This is a genomic window from Citrobacter youngae, from assembly GCF_003818115.1.
Lineage (GTDB): Bacteria > Pseudomonadota > Gammaproteobacteria > Enterobacterales > Enterobacteriaceae > Citrobacter > Citrobacter youngae.
Map to the genome: position 1 here is coordinate 282,173 of NZ_RPOI01000010.1, position 23,990 is coordinate 306,162.

Sequence of the window (23,990 nt, forward strand, 5' to 3'; positions counted from 1 at the left end):
CTATTTTCGAAAATCGACATACCGGGTAGCACATCCGCGTGCCAACCATCGCCAACAACTCAACGCATTAACACATACATAACAGGAATGTAAACGAGGGTTATATATGAATAAGGTTTACAGCATTATTTGGAACGCGGCACTCGGCATCTGGGTTGTCGTCTCTGAATTAACCAGAGGTAAGAAAAAAAGCAGTTCACGTAAAACTGTTGCGGTACTGGCCGCCAGCGCATTAAGTGGCGCTACGATGATGGCCTCAGCTGCGCAGATTACCACTACGGGCGATCGAAATATTTCTGACGACTTCCAGAACGGTATTTCTGCGGGCGTTTATCAGGTTCCCCACGACTACGGCTTCTTATATGAAAATAATACTGCCAGTCAGACACTCAATATCAGCGGCGCAATCCCGACGATTAATCCGGGTCAAAGCGGCGTTGTAGAATCAACCACCATCAGTGAGTTACTGCGAACTGGAAAAATCACGCTGCAGGCTACCAGCCCAGGCCAGGGTGCAAAAACAATCACCACAGCAGAAGAGCTGGCGGAATACCTGACGTATAACCAATCGGCTACGCCTTCTCAAAGCGAAAACTTCGAGGTGGTTGACCCGGCATTCCCGGACGGCACAGAAACCATTAAGGTCTATGATACCAATGTGTTAAGTCGCTTTCTTACTAAATCGCAAATCGGCGATTCCGTATTAAATACTTATGATGCAACCAGGTCTGAAATCTATAAGCAGTTTGGTATCGCGCTGGCAACCAATGGTGCTACGGCCAACCTGAACATAGGTAATGACACGCTCAATGTACGCGACAAAGCCAATACCATCGAGTTACTGGCTAAAGACTCCTCCTTACTGGAAGCACAAGGCGCCAACAGCCAGGTAAACTGGCAGTCTGACAACTATATAAAATTTAACGCAGCACCCGTGATCCCCACACAAACGTTCACCGGCTCAGCGCAAACCTCTGTCTTTGGCGATGATGTGTCGCTGATGACTTATGGCTATGATGCAGATGGCAAGGTTATCGAAACCGGGGTGCGCACATTCACCATTACCAGTACGCAGGAGTTGGCTGATTTTAACGACTTCCTGTTGGGCAGAAGTGCCGACGCCGCAGAAAATGCCAATGGCGATAAGGTCAGCCAAATCCAATTGTGGCTGGAGGCTGAAGAGGTCACCACCGTCACAGCAGCACAAGCAAAGTATGCCGGGTATATCGATAGCTTAATTAATTCCAGCCAGCCGTCTGATGAACTCACCTGGGACTACAAAGTCTGGACCGATGGAAAGTCACATATCAACAACGCCACTGCCGCCCGCGGTGAGTTGCATGCCATTTATGCCAACGGCGCTGGCACCACCGGTACTCTGAACAAAGAGGCGATAATTGCCGTTGACGGCAGTATCAATGGCGTCATGAAAGCCATTGACGGTGGGGTTATCAACAACCTCGGCGAGCTGAACGCGCTACGCAGTTCTGGCGGGCAAAGCCTGGCGATTGGCATGTTGGCGCAAAACGCCGAGGCAACCAACCGCGGGACTATCAACTCAGGTCTGTTCATTGATAAAGATGGTAATCAGAACGTTAACAGCTACGGCGCATTCGGTATGCAGGGACAAGGTACCAGCGTTATCACCAACGAAGGCACCATCAACCAGGCGATCACCACCGATAACTTCGGTACCGCATCTGCCGCCGATCCCTGGAGCAAGGATAAACCTGATACGTCGCTGACGTTGGCTATTGGTATGCAGTTGTCCGGCGAGGCAAAAGGTGTCAATAACGGCAATATTAACGTCGTCGACGGACGTAAAAACGGTGCGTCTTACGGTGACGGCACCGCCTTTGGCGTGGAAGTCGCCGGAAATGCGACCTTTACCAACAGTGCTGATGCCGCTATTTACCTTGGTCGTGACGCAAGTAACCTGACCCAGGATGTCATCATGCCAGGTGGTGCCAGCCTGAGCGCAGGAATTATGACCAAAAGCGCCAAAGAGGTGATTAACAACGGTCTCATCACGTTGGGTACCGGTGTCCGTAACGCGGCAGGAATTTTGATCGGCAACGCAACAGGCAACGTACTGAATACGGGCAACATCGTCATCAATGGTAATGGGGATGCGGGGAACAACAAGAACTACGGTATCTCCGTGCGTGACAGCGGCACGGAAAATAATCAGGAAATCCGCAACGACGGCAAGATTAACGTCAACGGCACGAATAACGTGGGGATCCACGTCAGCGCCAATAACAAAAATGCCGAAGTAACCACCAGTGCCACAGGCTCTATTATCGTGGGCGGTACGGGTGGCATCAACGATCGTAACTACGCCATCTGGGCTGAAGGAGGCGCCAAAGGTCAGGCCGTGGTCAACGTCTACTCCAACATTACGCTGGACAAGGCCGGGAACATCGGCGTACACGTGCGTGATAACGCCATTGCTAACGTTGATAGCCTGAGTAGCCCGGTGTTCAACAACACCGATCAGATTGGCTATTATCTGTATGGGAAAGACGCGATCGCCAATATTGGTCAGGCGGTGATGAATGACAACGGTCAGGATCGCACCACCATTTTCCGTATCGCCAATGGCGCATTGCTGGCCGGTAACACCACCCCTCCTGGCGGCCAGGCCAGCTCCAACCTTGACCTTACCCTCAGCGGTAAGAACTCCGTTGGCGTTCTCGCTACCGGTGCAGGCAGTCAAGTCGATACTGGTGAAGCCACATTTACCGTGCAGGGTAGCGATTCCGCAGCACTGGTCATCGAAGGCGGCGCCAGCGGTAATATCAGCGACAAAACCACCATTAATTTAACAGGTGAACGTACCGTTGCCGGGGTGGTTGATGGCCAGGCGCATCGGTTGAATGGCAGCGCAGAGGGTAATGCCACCAGCACTACGCTTACTTCAAACGCGAAGATCACCTCTGAAGCCAGTGGCAATGAAGTGATCGCCTATATAGCGAGAAATCTGGGTAACCTGATCCTCGATACCAAATCAATTATCGATCTGGCCAGCATCGACAGTATCGGCGTGGACGTTCAACAAGGCGGTAGCTTAACCAACAACTCCTCCAGCGCCCTGCATGTCAGCAACGGCATCGGCGTTCGCGCGTCGGGTGCCAGTGCGCAAATTAATCAACTGGGCCAGGTTAAGGTTGATGATGGCACCGCTGGCGTATTACTGACGGAAGGGGCCAGCCTGCAGATTAACGGCATTAGTGGCGACAGCATTACCACCAACGGTACTGCTGATGGCATTCGCCTGGCAGATAAAGCCGGCGACCTGTCAGCGCAGCATGTGAAGATCCGTGCTGATGGCACGGGCGCAGGCATTCAAAACGATGCTAACAACACCAATATCACACTGCAAAATGTGACCATCGATTCCAACGACGGCGCGGGGATCCGCACCAGCGTAGCCCTGAACATGAAAGATGGGCTTAACAACATCCTTAACGTTAACGGTAAAGGTACCGGCTTCGCCTTTGAACAGCGCAATGGTGACGCAGTAACGGGCAATCTGACCATCGGCACAGGCTATACCATTGAGGTACTGAACAGCGAAGGCAGCGGTATCCGCGCCAATACTGATGGCCGCATCGACACCAAGGCCGACATTAACGTGCACGACAGCGCTGGCGGTTCGGCAATCATCGCGAAAAACGTCAGCGCGTTAACCAACAGTGGCAAGATTATCTCTGCCAGCACCACCTCCCCGGTAATCGACGCCAGCGGTGACAGCAGTAAAGCCATTACCAACACCGGCACCCTGCAGGCCATCACCGACACTGCGGTGGTCATTCAGTCTGGTAAAGGCAATGACACCATTGATATCAGCGGCGGTGTCACCAGCGGCGTAATCAATACCGGTGAAGGTATGGACACCTTCAACTGGCGTAGCGGCACCTATGCCGGTGAAGTGAATTTCGCCGGTACTGGCGGTAACAATAAAGCCAACATCGGCAATGTGACGCTGGAGAACACGCGCCACATCATTACCGCTGCCGGTACGGGCAACGCCCTCACCTTCACCGATACAAAAGATGCGAAGATTGGAACGCTGGTCAGCGACAACCTGACTACCGGCACGAATATTGGCACCGGCTGGGATTCGCTGACCCTCAGCGGGTCAAACGCGGATGTCCGCATCGTTGAAAACCTGAGTCTGGCAAGCAAAACTATTGCTGTAAACAATGGTGCAACGCTGCGCACCGGCGACCATGTCGAGCCAACCAGTACTGCCGCCAGTATTGGCGACTACAATGTCACAACCCAGGGCGCAGGCAGCAGGGTTATCTTCGATACCCAGGGTGATAACACCGCGGCGCAAATCTATAACGGTACTATCAGCGGTGACGGGAAGTTTGAACGTGCGGCGGGCGGCACCACGGTCTTTACCGCCAACAACAGCTACACAGGCTCTACCACCATTGCGCAAACAGGTACGTTGCAGTTAGGTTCCGGCGGAAACACGGGCGAAGTCAGCACCGAATCTGACATCATCGATAACGGCATACTGGCAATTAATCGCGCCAACGACGTCCTGCTGAACGGCGTTATATCCGGTATCGGTGCACTGCAGCAAATAGGTGACGGCATTACCCGTCTGACCGGCAACAACACCTATACCGGCGACACAACTGTCACCCATGGCACGCTGTTGGTGAATGGCGATCAAAGCGCAGCACGTGGCGCAACCACCGTCAGCGGCACATCCACACTGGGTGGGAATGGCATTATCGGCGGCAACGTGCTGATGAACGATGCCACAACTATCAGCGCTGGCGATGGCGGTGCGGGTACGTTATCCATTAACGGCAATCTGCAGCTTGGCAGCAAAACGACCTCCGCTTTCGAACTGGGCCAGGCCTATACGCCGGGCGGTAAGCTGAATGACCTGATTAACGTCGCAGGCAATTTGCAACTGGATGGAACTCTGGATGTCACCACGTCATCGGGCGGGAATTTCGGGCCTGGTGTGTACCGTATTTATAACTACGGCGGTACGCTGAATAACCAGACGCTGGAGTTAGGTGCTGTACCGGACACTCAGGATAAGAGCAACATCTTTGTCCAGACCTCTATCGACAAACAGGTCAACCTGGTGAACGCCAACGGCGTTACCCTACAATTCTGGGATGGCGCAACCGTCAATCAGAGTCACGGCGCATCCGGCATCGAAGGCAACAGCAAGATTGACGGTGGCGATGGCAAATGGATGGCGATCGGCGCTCAGGGCGACAACAACTGGACAACATCCACCGGTGAGGGCAACGCCCCGTGGGCGCAGAAGTCATTTGCCGTCTTCACCACCAAAGGCGGTACCGTTACCGTGGATAACGCTGCAGGTGAAGTTAACTTCTCCGGGGCGCAGTTTGATGCCGATGGTTACGTCGTAAAAGGCGATGCACTTAACGCCTGGGCCACCACAGAAAACGCCACCCATGCGGGGCAGACGCCGGGGACCGGTGAACTGTTGCTGCGCGTAGGCGCCGGCGGTGCGGGACAAAACTTTACGGCAACCATTGAGTCAATCCTTCGTGAAGCCAGCACCAACGACAAACTGACACTGGTGAAAACCGACCTCGGTCGTCTGATCCTCAGTGGTGATAACGCGTATCGCGGCGGTACGCGCATTGATGGCGGTACGTTGCAGATCTCCTCCGACAACAACCTCGGACAGAGCGGAACCGATTTGGCGATTGACAACGCCTCGACGCTACAATTAGGCGCGGATTTGATCAGCAATCGCACCATCGAGCTGGGCGCCAATGCTAATGCGGCCGTATTCGATCTCAATTCGCACCACTTCACGCCGACCGGGGAGATTACCGGTGATGGCAAACTGAAAGTCACCAGTAGCTCAAGCGATGCCGGCAGTATTCTGACGCTCGACCGTGCCAACAGCTACAAAGGCGACACAGAAATTGCCGGTACCGGTAATAGCAACAATGTGACGGTCAATGCCAGCAAAACCGGCGTGTTCGGCAGCAACGAGAGCAGCACCATCACGGTTAATAATGGGGCAACGCTCAACGTCAGCGGCGCAGACACCCGTCTGCAATCACTGACCATGAACATTGCCGACAGCCTGTTAACGCTGGCCGATACCGTCACAGCAGCCAGTGCCAAACTGAATCTGACAGGTAAAGCCAAAGCCGTACTCTCAAACAATGCAACAGCCGGGGACGCGACGGTCAGCGTGGCAAAAGACAGCACGCTGGCGCTGGAAGACAATGCCAGCGGCGGGAATGCCATGGTGACCAACAGTGGGCTGATGACCATGGCCGATGAGGCGATGGCAGAAAATACCCGCGTGGTCAACCTTGCAGGCGGTCTGGTAGATGTCAGCACAGTCAACAGCAAGACTTCCATCGGTTCATTGTCCGGTGCGGGTAATGTCGAACTGGGTAGTAAGCAACTGTCGCTGGGGAATCTACACCTTCCAGACACCATCAGCGGCATTATCAGCGGCAACGACGGCAGCCTGGTGAAAATCGGTAACGGTACGTTAATCCTGACAGGCGACAACACCTACACCGGTATCACGGATGTCAATGAGGGTGTGTTGCTGGTCAACGGCAATCAATCTGCTTCTACCGGACAGGTCACAGTGAAATCGGGTGCCACCCTCGGCGGAAACGGTATTATCGGCGGCGCGGTTGATGTGCTGGACGACGGTCATATTACCGCCGGTGCCGCCATCAACAGCGTGGGCAAACTGACCACCGGTTCACTGACGCTGAGCGATAACGCCCAACTGGATTATCAGTTTGGTCAGGCTTATACCCCGGGCGGTGCTTTCAACGACCTGATCGACGTGAATGGCTCCCTGACGCTCGACGGTAAGCTCAACATTGAAACCTCACCGGGCGGTAGCTTTGATGTTGGTGTCTATCGCGTCATCAACTACACCGGCACATTGACTAACAATGTGATGGATATTGCTAACGCGCCGGAAGCGGCTGACAGCCTGTATGTACAAACATCGGTGAAAAATCAGGTCAACCTGGTCAACCATGCCGGACTGACGCTGCGCTTCTGGGACGGCACCGGCGGTGAGAATGGCGAGCTGAAAAATAACGGCGTCATCAACGGCGGCGACGGTATCTGGCAATCCAGCCAGGGGAACGACAACTGGACCACCGATGAATCGACGCCAGAAGGCGCGCTGAATGCACCGTTTACCGATGCCGCATTTGCCGTCTTCCAGGGGGAAGCCGGTAATGTGACCGTCGATAACAGTAAAGGCGATGTCATCATCAGCGGCGCGCAGTTCGCTACCGATGGTTATCGCGTCGGCGGTGAAGCCATTACTACCGATACCGCCAATACGTTGATTCGCGTCGGTGATGGTACGGTCGATGGCGTCAACTACACCGCAACCATTGACAGCGTGATCCGCGGTACCGGTGGTCTGAATAAAGGCGACCTCGGTACGTTAATCCTGACGGGCAACAACACCTACAGCGGCGGCACGACTATCACGTCAGGGACGCTTCAGGTTGCAGGCGATACCAACCTCGGCGCAGCAGAGACCGGAATCACCTTTAACGGCGGTACGCTGAAATATGGTGAAGCGTTTGATACCGCCCGTCAGGTGACGCTGGAATCTGGTGGTGGGACATTCGACACCAACGGACATGATGTGTCCCTGCTGACGGAAGTCGAAGGTAACGGTCAACTGACCAAAACCGGTAAAGGTTCACTGACGCTGACGCTGGATAACACCTATACCGGCGGCACCACCATCGAACAAGGTGTATTGCAGCTCGGCACGGGCGGTACGATAGGGAGTATTGAAGGGGATATCGTTGATAACGGCGTGCTCAACGTTAATCGCGCCGATACGTTGGCGTTAAGCGGAAACATCAGTGGTGCAGGCCAACTGCATCAGACCGGTAGCGGTACAACGGAGCTGCAAGGCCAAAACAGCTACAGCGGTGCAACGCTAATCACCAGCGGGGTATTGCAAGCCGGTGATACCAATACTCTGAGCGCCGCCTCGCACCACTATGTTGTCGCGGGCACCACCCTAAATACCCAGGGTTATAACCAGACAGTCGCAGGGCTGAGCAACGGTGGCGATGTGTCGCTCACCGGCCAGCAACCAGGCACAACCTTAACGGTTAAAGGGGATTACAGCGGCGAACAAGGCACTATCAACATGGCTGCCCGGCAGAATGCCGGCGGCACAGGTATTGCTGATCGCCTGATTATTGATGGCGGTAAAGCCAGCGGAAGCACGCTGCTGGATGTCGACGGCTCCGGCCTTGGCGCACCGACCGTGGGTGACGGTATCGAAGTGGTCACGGCGCTCAACGGTGCAACGACGACGGCGCAAACGTCGCGGGATGCCTTCCATCTTGTCGCTGAACGTATGGCTGCGGGTGCCTTTGAGTATCAGCTCCACGCCGGAAACGCTCAGGGCCAGGGCGAAAACTGGTACCTGAGGAGTGAATATCGTCCGGAAACCATGCTGTATTCCGGTCTCGCCAGCGTGGTTCGCCAGGGGGATATCAGTCTGTTGGGCAACATGCACCAGCGTATGGGTGATGAGGTTAAACCGGGTATTGATGAAGACAATCGCGCCTGGGCGAGAATGATTGGTTATTCCGGTAAAACCAAACTGGATGATGCAGCCGGTACGCAAACCAGTTCCCATACCATGGGTATTCAGGTCGGCGTCGATATGTACGCCAATGAAAGCTGGAAAGCCGGTATGTATACCAGCATTCTGGATATCGACAGCAATGTAAAAGGCAGTAAAACGGGCAGCAACGGCAAAGGCGGCAACATCGACGACAACGCATTTTACGTTGGCGGTTATGCTACCTGGTTCTCTGGTGACGGTATGTATGTCGATAACGTGCTGCAATACGGGAACCATAAATCCCGCCTGTCAGCATCGGGTAACAACGGCTCTTACACCGTCAAAGGCAATACGCTGACGGCCTCAACTGAAGTGGGTAAAGCATTCCGTTTAGGTGCCAGCGCCTGGAGCCTGGAACCGCAGGCCCAGTTGATCTATCAGTACAGCAACTTTGATAACAGCACGCTGGATGGTGTGACCCAAACGAAAGTGAAAATGGATACCGCCGATTCGTTTACCGCGCGTCTGGGCGTGCGTCTGGTCGCGGACTACGACACCAACCATGGCAAGTTCCAGCCGTACGGCCGGGTAAACGTCTGGCAGGGTCTGGGTTCCAAAGATAAAACGCACTTCAGCAACGCGGTCGCCACCACCACGCTGGAATCTTCACAGCAGTACTCCAGCACCGAGGTTGCAGCGGGTCTGTCATGGTCTATCGACCGAAATCTGCAGGTCTACGGCGAACTGGGGACACAGTTCAGCAACGGCAGCAATAAATCGCAGGTTGAAGCCCCGGTCAATGCGTCGATTGGCTTTAAGAAATCGTTTTAAGCAGGCATAAACTCGCAAGCCCCCTGTTCACAGGGGGCTTTTTTTGTCACTCCAGAATACAGCGCTGCCTGAAACGCTGCACTTATCACGCCTACGGATTAGTGTTCGTTCTTGCAGGTCGGATAAGGCACAGGCGCCGCCACCCGACAACGCGAAAGAATTCAGACTAAGGGGAACAACAAAGAGGGATGAGATTAACGGCTATATTGCGCTAAGAGTGAAGGAATCTCTTCTGCCAACACCGGGGGAGAAATGAAGAAGCCTTGAATTTTGTCACAGCCAATCTGCGTCAGGCGATCAAGTTGAGACTGGGTTTCAACCCCTTCGGCCAGGACTTCAATGCCAAAATTGTGCGCTAAAGAAATGATACCCTCAATAATCCTTGTCGATTTAGTGTCGGGCTCTATTTCGGTGACAAACTCTTTATCAATTTTTAAGGTATCAAAAGGATATTTCAACAGATAATTAAGATTAGCGTGCCCGGTACCAAAATCATCAAGCGCTAACTTGACCCCGATTGCCTTCAGTTCCGTCATATTTTTCGCCGCTATTTGGCTGTCACACAGCGGCGATGTTTCCGTTACTTCAATCTGGCAGCGATGAACCGGAAGGCCGGAAGCGGCCAGGTTTTGTCTGATTCGTTGAGGTAAAAGAGGATCGCAGAATTCAAGCGCAGAAATATTTACTGATAATACAAGAGGTTCGGGCCAGGTACTCGCAACATTCCACGGCGGGCTGGCAACCATATCTTCAATTGAAAATATATTGCCGCTGTCTTCCAGTAACGTAATAAATACATCAGGAGAAATCATACCCATCTGAGGGCTGTTCCACCGCATTAATGCTTCAAATCCGCTAATACACTCGGTATGTAAATTAAAAATAGGCTGATAAACCATATAAAGTTGACTGGTATTCAATGCCTTTTCAAGCGCGGTGAGCACCTCATCGGAATTAAACATTCCCCCTCTCCCTCTACAAATCATATAAATTAAAAACCAGTCAAAGTCACTCCCGAGTTGTACCTGCTGTTAAGTGCGTTACATCAGAAAAGAATAGCCAGGTTAGGGTAAAAAAGACATGCTGTGGGTAAATCTGACAATCAGTTTATTCAGATCAGAGGTATTAGTCAGTCCCAGCTTGGCGACAACTCTCATCTTATGCGCCTGAATAGTCTTATAGTTCAGACTAACCAACTCAGAGATTTCCTTGGCAGAATAACCACTTACCAATAGATTGAGGATTTGTTGTTCTCTTTCCGTCAATCTCTTCTGCGAACGATACAGTCGGGGATTCCATTTCCCGACCGACAACGTAGCCAACTGAGCAAAATCACGCAATGAGGATTTCTCAGTCAATACTATGGTTTTTTCAACGTATAATAATTCAACACATAATTTCGCCACCAAACTATCAGCAACGATAACGACAACGCTATTATAAAACTTGAACCGGTTTTTATTCAAAAACTGCACAATGGCAGAACAAGGCTGTTCATTGTTAATGATATTAAAAACCATTGTCTGATGCTGGCATAATGACGACTGCTGCAACATATCCTCAAACTGGAATGTTTTTATCGGCACATGTTTGCTTGTCAGGTAGGCAAACATACCGTTGCCCACAAAATTATCACTGCCACACATCAACATCCTGTTCACCGCTCCTTATAAGCTTCTAATTTTATTACTCATTAAAAATTTAATAATGGTTTTCTCAACTTCAGCCTCTTCACGACGGTTCTTAAAATCGAACTCGCAAGAAACCTGATGACAGGAATACAATTGATTATCCTCATCAAATTCGTTGATCGCGACGACATCAATGACTTTTAGATCAAGCTGAAAACTGCCGAACGTATCAAAATCCAGAGCAGCATTTTTAATCACTGCATCCTTGTAAAGAAAACGGGCATTAACATCTTTAGCGATTAACGCACAACCACCCTGAGAGATGTTTTTAATCTTAAGTGAGTAGTTCTCTCCGTTTTTGTAACGACCAAAACAGAAAAAATCGAACCCCTTCAGAAAAGAAAACCGCTGATTCTGTCGCTGTTGGGCAAAGAAAATCATATCCGGGATGAGGTAGGATATTCCTGCCTCAGCACCTGTTGATGGGGTGGCTTCAAATCTGGCGCTAAATTTTATAATCCCGCTGTCACTGTGCAGGATAAAGTATTGGATCTTTTCAGGAATGATGTCTTCATGACCGGTGACCACAAAGCGTTCGAAATCGATCCTTTCTAACTGCGTGATGACGCTGGTGTTTTCACATAAAACTTCCAGCTTCGTCTTCTTATGCAGCTCTTCACGAAGGATAGCGATGATCTCAAACTTGTTGTCCTTTGCTAATCCAAAGTTCATTCTAAAACCCTTATTTCCATATTTAAGATATGTCTCGGCCCCGGTCTGATGACAGACAAAAACGCGAGATCAGCATCCACCCCTGGTGCCTAATTACCATAGTGGATTCCATGTCGAACAGTTGATTAAAACTTAAGTTTTTAACTATCTTTCGTCACTTATTGATACGTAAAAACATTTAATCAGAATTAATTTTAGCTTAAGCCATGCCTAAAACCATGCAAACCTACGCAATAGCTATAACAAAAGCGAATAACAAGACTTTTCAAAATGCGATTTTGAGATAATAAATAGCAATAATCGCATAGAAATAAAATAGAAAAAATGCTGTAAAACTAAGGAGTTGACAATACAGAGCGTGGACGGGGGGTGCTGAACCTATAGGCACAATATCCAGCAGGTGGTCATTAGCCAACTGATACCAATACCATTACGTCTCATTTCACAGGAATGAATGTATCATTCAGGTATATTAATCGTAATTTAACTTAAGTGATAAAAAGGCCAGCATGATGCTGGCCCCGGTAAATACCGAATTAAATTAGAGTGGCAAACTCTCTTACAGAGGATACAGCGTTAAAAATTCAATACCGTTGTTTAACGATTGCCCGGGCAGAATCAGCAATTATCATCACTGCCCCAGCCAACATTAACGTGTTTTTTAGCACCAGACGTCCCGCCCCGATAAATACGGAAAGCCGTAGTGTAAATCACCCAATGGCATAACCCATACTTCTGGTGTGGTAATTAAAAGCGACAAGGTGACCACTGGCGTTGCAAATGCCAGAATTTCCCCCATCAATCCTGACCAACGGCTAATCGGTCAAGGTTAATCCAATTCGATCCCCCTGCCCCAGTAAACGAAGATATTTTTCCATGACGGCAATCCTACTTGTACAAAATTGCAGTGACATAAGTACTGCTATCAATTCTCATCGAAGTAATTTTCCATGATGATGCCAGCTTTTCTTGCGCCAGTGTAGCAATGTCCTCTTCGACATCAGAAGGTGCCGCTGAAATAGCGGATACACTGACGTGGGCCAAAAAACCCCCACACAGGTGGGGCAAAGATGCAGACTCTATATTTATTATTGAACGAGAGAAAACAGATCGTTTAATGACTCACTCATACTTGGATGGGTAAATATTTGGTCACGCAACACGGTATAAGGTAACCCGGCATCCATCACAGTTTTAATGATATTAATCATCTCATGCGAATCCACACACAGCAGTGAGACACCTAATATCTGCTGCGTATCCGTGTCCACCACAGCTTTAAGTACACCACGCGTATCATCCATGACTCGCGCCCGTGGAATCGCAGCGACGGGAAGCGTCACCACCTGTACCGCCGCACCGCTGGCACGGGCCTGCTCTTCTGTCATCCCCACGCGGGAAAGTGGTGGTGTCATAAAGACGGAATATGGCACATTTTGCCGATCGCCGGTGTTTCTCACCCCTTCGCCTAACAGGCCATCACGCACAATACGGAAGTCGTCCAGTGAGATATAGGTAAATTGCAGCCCCCCTGTTACATCTCCCATAGCCCAGATGTTATCCGCCGACGTCCGCAAATATTTATTCACAATAATGCCGCCACGATCGTTCACATCGACACCGGCTTTTTTCAGTTGCAGCTGTTCCGTCGCCGGCTTGCGGCCTGATGCGACCAGCAGTGCGTCAACAACCTGTTCCCCTTCCGGCATCTGTAGCTGCACCGCGCCATCATGAGACGAAACCGACTGCACCTTAGCATTGAGGATCAGCTCTACGCCTTTATCGCGTAAAATATCAGCGATCGCATCGGCGATATCCCGGTCCTCACGGGGCAAAAACAGCGGTGCAGCCTCAAAAATAGTGACCTGACTGCCGAAGTTGGCAAACATCGACGCGAACTCAACGCCGATATAGCCCCCCCCCAGGATACCCAGGCGCTGTGGGCGTTGGGTCAAATTCAGCAACCCGGTGCTGTCAAAGACGCCCGGCGTACTGGATAATCCCTCAATATCCGGAATCGTCGACTGTGCACCGGTATTAATAAAAATCTTCTCACCGCTCAGCTCAAGCGTTCCTGTCGACTGCATTACCCGCACGGTATGGTTGTCGACAAATTCAGCACGCCCTTCAATCACGTCCACATTTTCCAGATTGGCCAGATTATGGAAGTTTTTATCGCGCAGAAAACTGACCACGGAAGTCTTACGCTGCATCGCAGTTGCAAAGTCATGCTGCAGCTCAGCATCGTGTACCAGGGTTTTGGTTGGAATACAGCCGATATTAATGCATGTTCCGCCATACATGGTGTTGGATTGCTCAATAATTGCTACCCGCCAGCCCGTCTTTGCCAGCGTAGCCGCCAGCGTCTTACCTGCTTTGCCAAATCCAATAATGATCGCCTGATATTGTTTCATGCTGCCTCTCCGCAAAGTCATTGTTCATTTGTTACTCTGGATTATAGGCAGTGCCCTGTCAGGCCAGCATATCCATAACGCGCAATTTTTTGTTCAATCGTCTAAGACCAAATAATAAAAACCAAAAATCTGCCAAACAAAACAAAAAGTAACTATTTGATAAAATTAATTTAATGTAAAAATATGGCGATAATTACGGTTCTATCAACAACAATAAAAATTGTTCAGGAGTCTTTATGGATGCACTTAGCCGCTTGCTAATGCTTAACGATCCGCAGGGTTCTATTGATCAAAACTGCGTATTGAGCAGAGACTGGCAACTCCCTCATGCAGCAGGTGAGTTATCCGTGATCCGCTGGCATACGGTAACCCAGGGTGGCGCTTTACTGGAGATGCCTGATGGCAACACTTATACACTGCGTCCTGGTACGGTAGTCATCTTGCCGCAAAACTCCGCGCATCGGTTGTGCCAGTCAGGTGAAGAGCAAACGCATATTGTTTGCGGAAGTCTGCAACTACAGACATCCTCCCGCTATTTTTTAACCGCGCTGCCGGAAGTTTTGCTGCTGGCACCTGGCGAAAATAGCCCCGTTTACCACTGGCTTAAGGCGATGATCGGGCTGATGCAGCAGGAATCATTGAGCATGCTGCCCGGTTCCAACGTTGTGTGCAGCCAGCAATGCGCCACGCTGTTCACGCTTGCCGTTCGCGAATGGTTATCTCAGGCCCCCCCTGCTAAAAATGTGCTGAATCTGCTATTACATCCCCGACTGGGAGCGGTGGTGTTCCAGATGCTGGAATCACCCGCACATCCCTGGAGTGTTGAAGAACTGGCGCAGCGCGCGCATATGTCCCGGGCCAGTTTTGCTCAACTGTTTCGCGAGGTTTCAAACTCCACGCCGCTCGCCGTACTCACTACATTGCGTCTGCAATTCGCCGCCCAGATGCTGTCGCGCGGCGCCCAGCCGTTGGTCGTGATTGCCGAATCGGTGGGATATGCCAGTGAGTCATCTTTTCACAAAGTTTTTCTGCGTGAATTCGGCTGTACGCCTGGTGAGTACCGTAAACGGGTGAAGGCGCTGGAATCATAGCGCCCACCTTCAAAGGATTGAAGGCGAGCGCTACCAGGGGCTATTTCTGGGTGCGATGCCTGTGTAGCCACATCAGCTTATACGCTGCCGGAATGATGAACAGTGACAGCAAAGGTGCCGTGATCATGCCGCCAATCATCGGTGCAGCGATACGGCTCATGACTTCAGACCCGGCTCCCGTTCCCCATAAAATCGGCAGCAGACCCGCAATGATGACCGCGACAGTCATTGCTTTAGGACGCACACGCAGTACCGCTCCGTGGTACAACGCCTCATCCAGTTTATCTACGGTAAAGGTTTGCGGGTTTTCCAGCGCAGGCTCTGCTTCAATGGCGTGGCGCAGGTACATCAGCATCACCACGCCAAATTCGGCAGCCACGCCTGCCAGTGCGATGAATCCTGTCCCGGTCGCGACCGACATATGGAATCCCATCCAGTAGAGAAACCAAATTCCGCCTACCAACGCAAAGGGCACACTGGTGATAATCAACAGTGCTTCGCCAAAACGACGGAATGCCAGATACAGCAGCACGAAGATAATCATCAGCGTCATCGGCACCATCAGTTTAAGCTTGTGGCTGGCGCGCTCAAGCAGCTCAAACTGCCCGGAGAATGCCACGCTGGTTCCCGGTTTTAGCTGGACGTTTTCAGCAATCGCTTTTTTCAGATCGTTCACCACCGACACCATGTCGCGATCGCGGGCATCAATATAGATCCAACTGGTTGGCCGCGCGTTCTCGGTTTTCAACATCGACGGCCCCGAAACCACCTGCACATCTGCAACATCAGCCAGCGTGATTTGCTGTTTCATTGGCGTCAGTATCGGCAGATGCCGTAGCGTTTCCGGGCTATCGCGATAGCTTTGTGGATAACGCAGATTGATCGGATAGCGGGCGATACCTTCAACCGTTTCACTTACCATGGCACCGCCTACCGCTGAGGTGATAAACAGTTGCACATCGCCGACGGTCATCCCATAACGGGCGGCCTTTTCACGATGAATATCTACGCTAAGATAACGTCCGCCGACCAGACGTTCAGCCAATGCGGATGCCACGCCAGGCACCGTTCTTGCGACTTCTTCGATTTGCTCTGCCGTGGCGTCAATATCCGACAACACGGTACCCGAAACCTTAATACCGATAGGACTTTTAATCCCCGTAGAGAGCATATCGATACGGTTACGAATTGGCGGGACCCACAGATTCGCCAGCCCCGGTAAACGAACGGTTTTGTCCAGTTCCTCAATGATTTTGTCCATCGTCATCCCCGGACGCCACTGATCCTGCGGCTTCAGTTGGATGGTGGTTTCCACCATTTCCAACGGCGCGGAGTCGGTCGCCGTTTCAGCTTTACCGGTTTTACCAAACACGCGCGCCACTTCAGGAACCGTCATGATGAGCTTATCGGTTTTTTGCAGCATATCTGCCGCCTGCGCTGCGGAAATCCCCGGCAAGGTTGAAGGCATATACAACAGATCGCCTTCGTTAATCTGCGGTAGGAATTCGCCCCCAACCTTATTCAGCGGGAAGATGACGGTCAGGATCGACAGCACCGCCACCAGCAGGGTCGTTTTCGGCCAGTGCAGCACTTTCAACAATAACGGGTGGTAAATACGAATCAGGAAACGGTTAAGCGGGTTGCTGCTTTCCGCCGGGATCTTGCCACGGATCCAAAATCCCATCAGGATCGGGATCACCACAATGGCCAGAAACGCAGCACCTGCCATAGCGTAGGTTTTGGTAAACGCCAGCGGACCAAACAACCGCCCTTCCTGCCCTTCAAGGGTGAAGATAGGGATAAACGACAGCGTGATAATCAGTAAGCTAATAAACAGCGCCGGACCGACTTCCACCGAGGCGTTGGTGATGACTTTCCAGCGGGTTTCGTTATCCAGCGTTTCACCCGGATGCTGATGCCCCCACTCTTCCAGCCGCTTATGCGCGTTCTCAATCATCACGATTGCGGCATCGACCATCGCCCCGACCGCGATGGCTATCCCCCCAAGCGACATAATGTTGGCGTTCAGTCCCTGGAAATGCATCACGATAAACGCGATACACAGTCCCAGCGGCAGAGAAATAATGGCCACCAGCGCCGAGCGGATATGCCACAGGAACAGCGCGCACACCAGCGCCACAACGATAAACTCTTCCAGCAGCTTGTAGCTCAGGTTATCAATCGCGCGATCGATCAGTTGACTGCGATCATATGTTGTAACTACTTCAACGCCTTCCGGCAGACTGCTCTTCAGCGTTTCAAGTTTAGCCTTAACCGCGGAGATCACCTCGCGCGCATTTTTACCGGAGCGCAGGATCACTACGCCGCCTGCCACTTCGCCTTCGCCATTCAGCTCGGCGATCCCGCGGCGCATTTCCGGCCCAATTTGTACGCGGGCAACATCACGCAGATAGACCGGAACGCCATCTGTGCCAGTTTTCAGCACGATATTATTAAAGTCATCAAGGGACTGCAGATACCCACTGGCGCGGACCATATATTCCGCTTCTGCCATTTCGACAGATGAACCACCGGCTTCCTGGTTTGAGGCATCCAGCGCCGATTTCACCTCACCCAGACTGATGCCATATTGCGTCAGCTTCATCGGATCGATGACAACCTGGTACTCTTTGACCACACCACCCACCGAGGCAACTTCCGCCACGTTAGGGATAGTTTTCAATTCATATTTTAAGAACCAGTCCTGCAGGGAACGTAATTGGGCAAGATCATGTTTGCCGCTGCGATCCACCAGCGCATATTCAAATATCCAGCCGACCCCTGTCGCATCTGGTCCCATTTCAGCACTGATGCCAGCGGGTAATTTCCCCTGCACCTGGTTGAGATATTCCAGGACACGGGAGCGCGCCCAATAAGGATCGGTCCCGTCTTCAAAAATGACATATACGTAAGAGTCGCCAAATTGCGAGAAACCACGCACCGTTTTCGCTCCCGGCACCGACAGCATGGTGGTGGTCAGCGGATAGGTCACCTGATTTTCAACAATTTGCGGCGCTTGCCCCGGATAACTGGTTTTGATGATCACCTGCACATCAGAGAGATCGGGCAGCGCGTCAACCGGCGTATTCACAATGGTCCAGGTGCCCCAGATACTGAGAAACAGCGCCCCCATCATCACCAGGAAACGGTTTGCCACCGAGCGGCGAATAATCCATTCAATCATTTATCATGTCCTCAGTGTGAATGGGTCGCCTGGGCTGGCATCGCGGGTACAGCGAGCGTCCCGTTTGCCTGGGCGCGCATACGATCCAGGGCGCCAGAAATATTCGCTTCGGAATCGATCAGGAACAGACCGCTGGACACCACGTTTTCACCTTCGCTCAAACCAGAGTGAATGGCCGTTAACCCCTGAGACTCATGGAATACGGCTACCTGCTTAGGTACAAATCGTCCTTCATTATCGACGGTGATAACCCGCTGTTCGGTACCGGTATCAATCAGCGCTTTAGACGGGATCAGCAGCATCGGCTCGCTTTGCGTTTTTAGTTGCAGATAGGCATTCATTCCCGGCTTAAGGGCCTCATCCGGGTTATCAACCTGTAGACGAAGCTGGAGCGTGCGCGTCGTGGAATCCACACTCGGCAAAATACTCCATTTGCTAATGGTGAAGGATTTACCCGGCCAGGCAGGAACGGTAATGGTGAATTGCGAGGCGTCTTTAATCAGCCAGGCGATAGATTCCGGGACTGAAGCACTGACCCAAACCGGATCCATTCCCTGAATTTTCGCGACCACATTATCTTTTGAGATGTTCATACCAGTACGTAAATCAAACGCGGTAATCACCCCATCAATAGGGGCCTTCAGGGTAAAGCGAGTCTGAATTTTCCGCGTCGCTTTCAAGCGTTGAATGTCCGCCTCCGGCATTCCCGCCAGGCGTAATCTCTCCAGAATACCTTCAACCTGCGTCGCGCTGCCGCCCGTTTCCCGCAGCAGTAAATATTCACTTTGTGCTTCTACCCAGTCGGGAATTGTCAGATCGATAAGCGGCGAGCCCTGCTTAATTTTGTCGCCCACAGTCAGCGGATAAACTTTCTCGATAAAGCCTGCCGAACGCGCCTGGACAATGACAAATTGATATTCGTTATAACTGACGTTCGCCGGGAAAGTTTGTGCATATTGCAATGGCCCACGGCGCACGGGTTCGGTTTTTAGCCCCAGATTCTGAGTCTGTGTCGGGTCAATACGCACACCCGGTGTGGATGTACTCGCCGTCTCTTCATCGGCATATTTCGGGATCAAATCCATATCCATAAACGGAGATTTACCCGGTTTATCAAACCGCGTATTGGGATACATGGGGTCGTACCAGAATAAAACTCTACGCTCTTCTTTTTTTTGAGCAGCGCCGGTATCGGCCGATACTTTTGCGGATGAATAATAGGTATACACACCGACAGAAATAATTCCGCCGACAATCATGCTGCCGAGAATAAGCGCGGTATTTTTAATATTTAAAGACGCCATAGTGATTTCCATTGCGCGATAGTCTCGCCCGTGTCCAGGAAAACCCGGGCAAGAATAAAAGAGACCAGCGAGATCCGTTATTTACTGATGTGAATATCGCGTAAGACAGAGAGATTTCCCTGCTGAACAAACGTAAATGCAACTTTATCGCCTGGCTGAATATCGTCGGCCCTGGTATCAGATACCAGCGTGAAACGCATCGTCATTGCCGGCCAGTTCACTGCGGGAATAGGTTCATGTTTAATCGTGACTTTTTTGCTATCCATATCAATAGATTCAATCACGCCTGTCGCACTAATCACTTGCTCCTGCTGGGCCGCAGGCGCCATATTCATCATCTCGCCATGCTGATGTTCATTGGCCTGAGCGTTAAACATGACTACAGATAACACAGTAAACAAAGCGGCTTTAGCGGTAGTTTTCATGCAATATACTCCTGAGAATTTAAGATTAAGGATCATTCAACCCAGCCACCGCCTAAGGCAGCAAACAGCTTAATTTCATTAACCTGTTGGGCATAGTTAAGGTCGAGCAACGATTGCTGTGTAGTGAATAAAGAACGCTCGGCGTCCAGTACTTCGATATAACTAACCGCACCATGTTGATAGAGTGCACGAGCGCGTTGCAGCGTGATTTGTAATGAGTCCAGATAACGCTGTTGTCCGGTAATTTGATCGGCAAGGCTTTGACGCAACACCAGTGCATCCGCAACTTCTTTAAATGCGTTCTGAATTTTTTGCTCGTAATTCACCACCGATTGCTGCTGGCGGATTTTTGCTAAATCGAGATTTGACTGATTACGTCCAGCGTTAAAGATCGGAATGTCTATTTTCGGGACAAAATTCCACATGCCGCTGGCCGCATTAAAGAGGCTGGAGAGATCGCCACTGCTGCTGGATACAGAGCTGGTCAGCGTAATCGATGGGAAAAATGCGGCTCGTGCAGCGCCAATATTGGCGTTCGCCGCCAGCAATCCATGTTCGGCCTCCATAATATCCGGGCGCTGCAATAATATTTGCGATGGGAGTGCGGGGGGCAGTGTCACGGGTTTTATATCACCGCGACTGCGCACGCGGTCGTCCGGTAATTTCCCGTACGTCCCCAGTAATAGTTGCAGTGCGTTGTTCGCCTGCGCCAGTTCGCCTTGACGTTTGGCAATATCGCTGCGTGTGCTTTCAATCACGCCGCGAGCCTGCTCCAGTGCCAGCACGTTCGTACTGCCGGTCATCAACTGTTTCTCGACAAACGCATAAGAGCGCTGGTAGTTTTGCAACGTTTCTTCGGCAATTTGCAGTTGCGCATAAGCCAGACGCTGGTTGAAATAACTTTGCGCCACGTTAGAAATTAATGAGATATGCACCATTCGACGCGCTTCTTCACTGGCGAAAAAATTCTGCCGATCGGCTTCACTCATATTTTTCAGTCGTCCAAAGAAATCCAGATCGAAACTGAGATTCAGTCCCGCTTCAAATTCCCGGTTAGTGCTGCTATCGCCTTTTAATTTCCCGCTATAGGTACCGCTGGAGCCAGCGTTAAGCTGTGGGTAACGATCGGCATCCGTCACACCGTATTGCGCTTTCGCTTCCTGAACCTTCAGTACCGCCATGCGTAAATCACGATTATTGACCAGCGCCTCACCAATCAACGCCTTCACCTGGGAGTCAACAAAAAAGTTACGCCAGCCCGTATCCTGATATCCCGTCGGGGCCGAAACCAGCGTGTGCTGACTTAAGGAGAATTGCTGCGGAACCGGCAATGCCGGACGTTGATAGTCCGGAGCCAACGAGCAGCCAGCCAGAACAAAAATAGCGCTGAGGGTAAGAAGCTTAAATTTGTACATAGTTCTTCTCGTCCAGACCGGACTGATAACCATAAAAGATGTGTGAATTTATACCTGAATGACTCTGTTTAAGCGGTGACAGGAAAATGACAAAACTGTCATTTTCCCAATAACCGATTGCTATCCGATCCGCCTTCTCTAGAATTGAAAATCCGCACAGCCAGTGCGTGATGGAGAATGTCATGAAGATTTTGATTGTCGAAGATGAAAAAAAAACCGGCGAATACCTGACGAAAGGCCTGACGGAAGCGGGTTTTGTTGTGGATTTGGCGGACAACGGTCTGAACGGATATCACCTGGCAATGACCGGTGATTATGACCTGCTCATTCTCGACATCATGCTGCCCGATGTAAACGGCTGGGATATCGTGCGGATGCTGCGCACCGCCAATAAAGGCATGCCCATTCTGCTACTCACCGCACTGGGTACCATTGAGCATCGGGTCAAAGGTCTGGAGCTGGGGGCTGATGATTATTTGGTTAAACCGTTTGCCTTTGCAGAATTGCTGGCGCGGGTCAGAACGCTGCTGCGACGGGGAGCCGCGGTCATTGTCGAAAGTCAGTTTCAGGTCGCGGATTTAATGGTCGATCTGGTCAGCAGAAAGGTCACCCGCAACGGCACACGCATTACCCTGACCAGTAAAGAGTTTACGCTGCTTGAATTTTTCCTGCGTCATCAGGGAGAAGTGTTGCCGCGTTCGCTGATTGCCTCTCAGGTTTGGGATATGAATTTTGACAGCGACACCAATGCGATTGATGTCGCCGTGAAGCGTCTGCGGGCCAAAATCGATAATGACTTTGAGCCGAAACTGATTCAGACCGTGCGTGGCGTGGGGTACATGCTTGAGGTGCCGGATGGCAACTAAACGATTACAGCGCCCTTTTTCGCTGGCAACACGGTTAACCTTTTTTATCAGTCTGGCGACTATCGCCTCATTTTTCGCTTTCGCATGGATAATGATCCACTCGGTGAAAGTCCATTTCGCAGAGCAGGATATCAATGATTTAAAAGAGATCAGCGCGACGCTGGAGCGTATTATTAACCACCCGAACGAACCGGAATCGCGTCGGCTGGAAACACTAAAAAACGTAGTTTCGGGTTATTCTAACGTCATTATTTCTCTGGAAGATGCCAATCAGAGGGCCATTTTCCATTCACCTAATGCGCCGGATCTTCGTCAGTTTATCGCCACGGCAACGCCGGATAAAAATGCACATACCCGTAATGTCTTTTTAATTTCCGGCCCAACGCTGCAAACATCAGAACATGCGCACGGGAAAAACGCATCCTCCAACTGGCGAATGATTCGTTTACCCATTGGGCAGTTGCCAGACGGAAAACCGGCCTATACGTTGTTTATGGCGTTATCGATTGATTTTCATCTGCACTATATTAACGATCTGAAAAACAAACTGATCATGACAGCATCGTTAATTAGCATGATGATTGTTTTTATTGTGCTGTTCGCCGTCTATAAAGGTCATGAACCGATCCGTAATGTCAGTCGGCGCATCCAAAATATCACCTCTAAAGATCTCGATGTTCGCCTGGACCCGCAGGCCGTGCCGATTGAGCTTGAGCAACTGGTCGAGTCATTTAATCATATGATCGAACGAATCGAAGATGTGTTTAAACGTCAGTCCAATTTTTCTGCTGATATTGCTCACGAAATCCGCACGCCAATCACCAACCTGGTCACGCAAACAGAAATTGCCCTCAGCCATCCCCGCAGCACGAAAGAGCTGGAAGATGTGCTCTACTCTAATCTCGAAGAGTTTGGGCGTATGTCGAAGATGGTGAGTGATATGTTGTTTTTGGCACAGGCAGACAATAATCAGTTGATCCCGGAAAAAACAGCGCTGAATCTTGCGGATGAGGTCAGTAAAGTGTTCGACTTTTTCGAAGCCTGGGCGGAAGAACGCGAAGTCAGCCTGCGCTTTGAAGGTCGGGCATGCCGGGTTTCTGGCGACCCGTTAATGTTACGCCGGGCAATGAGCAACCTGCTCTCTAACGCAATGCGCTATACGCCCAAAGGCGAATCTGTCACCGTGCGAGTGAAAGAGGCTGATGATCTCGTGCATATTATTGTGGAAAATCCTGGTACGCCAATAGCCGCGGAACATCTGCCACGACTCTTTGACCGGTTTTATCGCGTCGATCCCTCACGACAGCGTAAAGGCGAAGGTAGCGGTATTGGCCTGGCGATAGTGAAATCGATTGTGATTGCCCACCAGGGAAAAGTCTCCGTGACATCCGACGCTCGCGCTACCCGCTTTATTCTGACATTACCCAAATATGCCGCTTAATAATTATTGGTGGCGCTAATGCGCCATCGATTAAACCTGATATTAATA

The 23,990-nt window shown here is 51.0% G+C and carries 12 protein-coding genes and 2 pseudogenes; 4 read left to right on the top strand and 10 right to left on the bottom strand.

The genetic code is table 11. The features are described from left to right. Nucleotides 1-106 precede the first annotated feature (106 nt). Complete coding sequence (locus tag EHN13_RS10110; RefSeq protein WP_124021333.1) at nt 107-9,439, top strand: autotransporter outer membrane beta-barrel domain-containing protein; 9,333 nt, start codon at nt 107-109, stop codon at nt 9,437-9,439. A gap of 194 nt (nt 9,440-9,633) precedes the next feature. Here the strand turns inward: EHN13_RS10110 and EHN13_RS10115 are convergent, their stop codons facing one another. The 6 genes and pseudogenes from EHN13_RS10115 to rclA all read right to left on the bottom strand — a co-directional run bounded on the left by EHN13_RS10115 (nt 9,634) and on the right by rclA (nt 14,216). Continuing rightward, nucleotides 9,634-10,401, bottom strand: coding sequence for a putative bifunctional diguanylate cyclase/phosphodiesterase (locus tag EHN13_RS10115; protein ID WP_048212357.1), 768 nt, complete (start codon nt 10,399-10,401; stop codon nt 9,634-9,636). 102 nt (nt 10,402-10,503) lie between these two features. Continuing rightward, nucleotides 10,504-11,085, bottom strand: a complete 582-nt coding sequence (locus EHN13_RS10120; RefSeq protein WP_170927356.1) for a helix-turn-helix transcriptional regulator — start codon at nt 11,083-11,085, stop codon at nt 10,504-10,506. Between the two features lie 21 nt (nt 11,086-11,106). After that, nucleotides 11,107-11,802: a flagellar brake protein gene (locus EHN13_RS10125; protein WP_101742361.1), complete on the bottom strand. Its 696-nt coding sequence runs from the start codon at nt 11,800-11,802 to the stop codon at nt 11,107-11,109. Nucleotides 11,803-12,386: 584 nt separating this feature from the next. Further along, nucleotides 12,387-12,625 (bottom strand): annotated as a pseudogene (locus EHN13_RS10130) (DUF417 family protein); the annotation flags it as partial. A gap of 65 nt (nt 12,626-12,690) precedes the next feature. Then, nucleotides 12,691-12,840 (bottom strand): annotated as a pseudogene (locus EHN13_RS10135) (YdgH/BhsA/McbA-like domain containing protein); the annotation flags it as partial. Nucleotides 12,841-12,890: 50 nt separating this feature from the next. Further along, nucleotides 12,891-14,216: a reactive chlorine resistance oxidoreductase RclA gene (gene rclA, locus EHN13_RS10140; protein ID WP_124021334.1), complete on the bottom strand. Its 1,326-nt coding sequence runs from the start codon at nt 14,214-14,216 to the stop codon at nt 12,891-12,893. Between the two features lie 236 nt (nt 14,217-14,452). Between rclA and rclR the strand changes: the two genes are divergently transcribed. After that, nucleotides 14,453-15,307 carry a reactive chlorine-specific transcriptional regulator RclR gene (gene rclR / locus EHN13_RS10145; protein WP_124021335.1) on the top strand — a complete coding sequence of 285 codons (855 nt, stop codon included), beginning with the start codon at nt 14,453-14,455 and terminating at the stop codon, nt 15,305-15,307. Between the two features lie 40 nt (nt 15,308-15,347). Here the strand turns inward: rclR and EHN13_RS10150 are convergent, their stop codons facing one another. The 4 genes from EHN13_RS10150 to EHN13_RS10165 all read right to left on the bottom strand — a co-directional run bounded on the left by EHN13_RS10150 (nt 15,348) and on the right by EHN13_RS10165 (nt 21,635). Continuing rightward, a complete protein-coding gene (locus EHN13_RS10150; protein WP_124021336.1) occupies nt 15,348-18,491 on the bottom strand; it encodes a CusA/CzcA family heavy metal efflux RND transporter in 3,144 nt (1,047 codons plus the stop codon). A gap of 11 nt (nt 18,492-18,502) precedes the next feature. Then, entirely contained in the window at nt 18,503-19,795 is a 1,293-nt protein-coding gene (locus tag EHN13_RS10155; protein WP_124021337.1) for an efflux RND transporter periplasmic adaptor subunit, read from the bottom strand. 77 nt (nt 19,796-19,872) lie between these two features. Beyond that, nucleotides 19,873-20,220: a cation efflux system protein CusF gene (gene cusF, locus EHN13_RS10160; protein ID WP_061067467.1), complete on the bottom strand. Its 348-nt coding sequence runs from the start codon at nt 20,218-20,220 to the stop codon at nt 19,873-19,875. A 32-nt stretch (nt 20,221-20,252) separates the two neighbouring features. Next, nucleotides 20,253-21,635 carry an efflux transporter outer membrane subunit gene (locus tag EHN13_RS10165; protein WP_124021338.1) on the bottom strand — a complete coding sequence of 461 codons (1,383 nt, stop codon included), beginning with the start codon at nt 21,633-21,635 and terminating at the stop codon, nt 20,253-20,255. A 182-nt stretch (nt 21,636-21,817) separates the two neighbouring features. On the opposite strand from EHN13_RS10165, the gene cusR reads away from it, so the two are divergent. Both cusR and EHN13_RS10175 read left to right on the top strand, forming a co-directional pair. Continuing rightward, complete coding sequence (gene cusR, locus EHN13_RS10170; protein WP_048212367.1) at nt 21,818-22,501, top strand: copper response regulator transcription factor CusR; 684 nt, start codon at nt 21,818-21,820, stop codon at nt 22,499-22,501. Beyond that, on the top strand, nt 22,491-23,942 hold the full coding sequence (locus EHN13_RS10175) for a Cu(+)/Ag(+) sensor histidine kinase (protein WP_101742357.1): 1,452 nt from the start codon (nt 22,491-22,493) through the stop codon (nt 23,940-23,942). The genes cusR and EHN13_RS10175 overlap by 11 nt, the downstream gene beginning before the upstream one ends. Nucleotides 23,943-23,990 lie beyond the last annotated feature (48 nt).

What these genes read in the sequence shown, in the direction of transcription:
- EHN13_RS10110 (WP_124021333.1), top strand. Translation starts at nt 107, where the DNA reads ATGAATAAGGTTTACAGCATTATTTGGAACGCGGCACTCGGCATCTGG.
- EHN13_RS10115 (WP_048212357.1), bottom strand. Translation starts at nt 10,401, where the DNA reads ATGTTTAATTCCGATGAGGTGCTCACCGCGCTTGAAAAGGCATTGAAT.
- EHN13_RS10120 (WP_170927356.1), bottom strand. Translation starts at nt 11,085, where the DNA reads ATGTGTGGCAGTGATAATTTTGTGGGCAACGGTATGTTTGCCTACCTG.
- EHN13_RS10125 (WP_101742361.1), bottom strand. Translation starts at nt 11,802, where the DNA reads ATGAACTTTGGATTAGCAAAGGACAACAAGTTTGAGATCATCGCTATC.
- rclA (WP_124021334.1), bottom strand. Translation starts at nt 14,216, where the DNA reads ATGAAACAATATCAGGCGATCATTATTGGATTTGGCAAAGCAGGTAAG.
- rclR (WP_124021335.1), top strand. Translation starts at nt 14,453, where the DNA reads ATGGATGCACTTAGCCGCTTGCTAATGCTTAACGATCCGCAGGGTTCT.
- EHN13_RS10150 (WP_124021336.1), bottom strand. Translation starts at nt 18,491, where the DNA reads ATGATTGAATGGATTATTCGCCGCTCGGTGGCAAACCGTTTCCTGGTG.
- EHN13_RS10155 (WP_124021337.1), bottom strand. Translation starts at nt 19,795, where the DNA reads ATGGCGTCTTTAAATATTAAAAATACCGCGCTTATTCTCGGCAGCATG.
- cusF (WP_061067467.1), bottom strand. Translation starts at nt 20,220, where the DNA reads ATGAAAACTACCGCTAAAGCCGCTTTGTTTACTGTGTTATCTGTAGTC.
- EHN13_RS10165 (WP_124021338.1), bottom strand. Translation starts at nt 21,635, where the DNA reads ATGTACAAATTTAAGCTTCTTACCCTCAGCGCTATTTTTGTTCTGGCT.
- cusR (WP_048212367.1), top strand. Translation starts at nt 21,818, where the DNA reads ATGAAGATTTTGATTGTCGAAGATGAAAAAAAAACCGGCGAATACCTG.
- EHN13_RS10175 (WP_101742357.1), top strand. Translation starts at nt 22,491, where the DNA reads ATGGCAACTAAACGATTACAGCGCCCTTTTTCGCTGGCAACACGGTTA.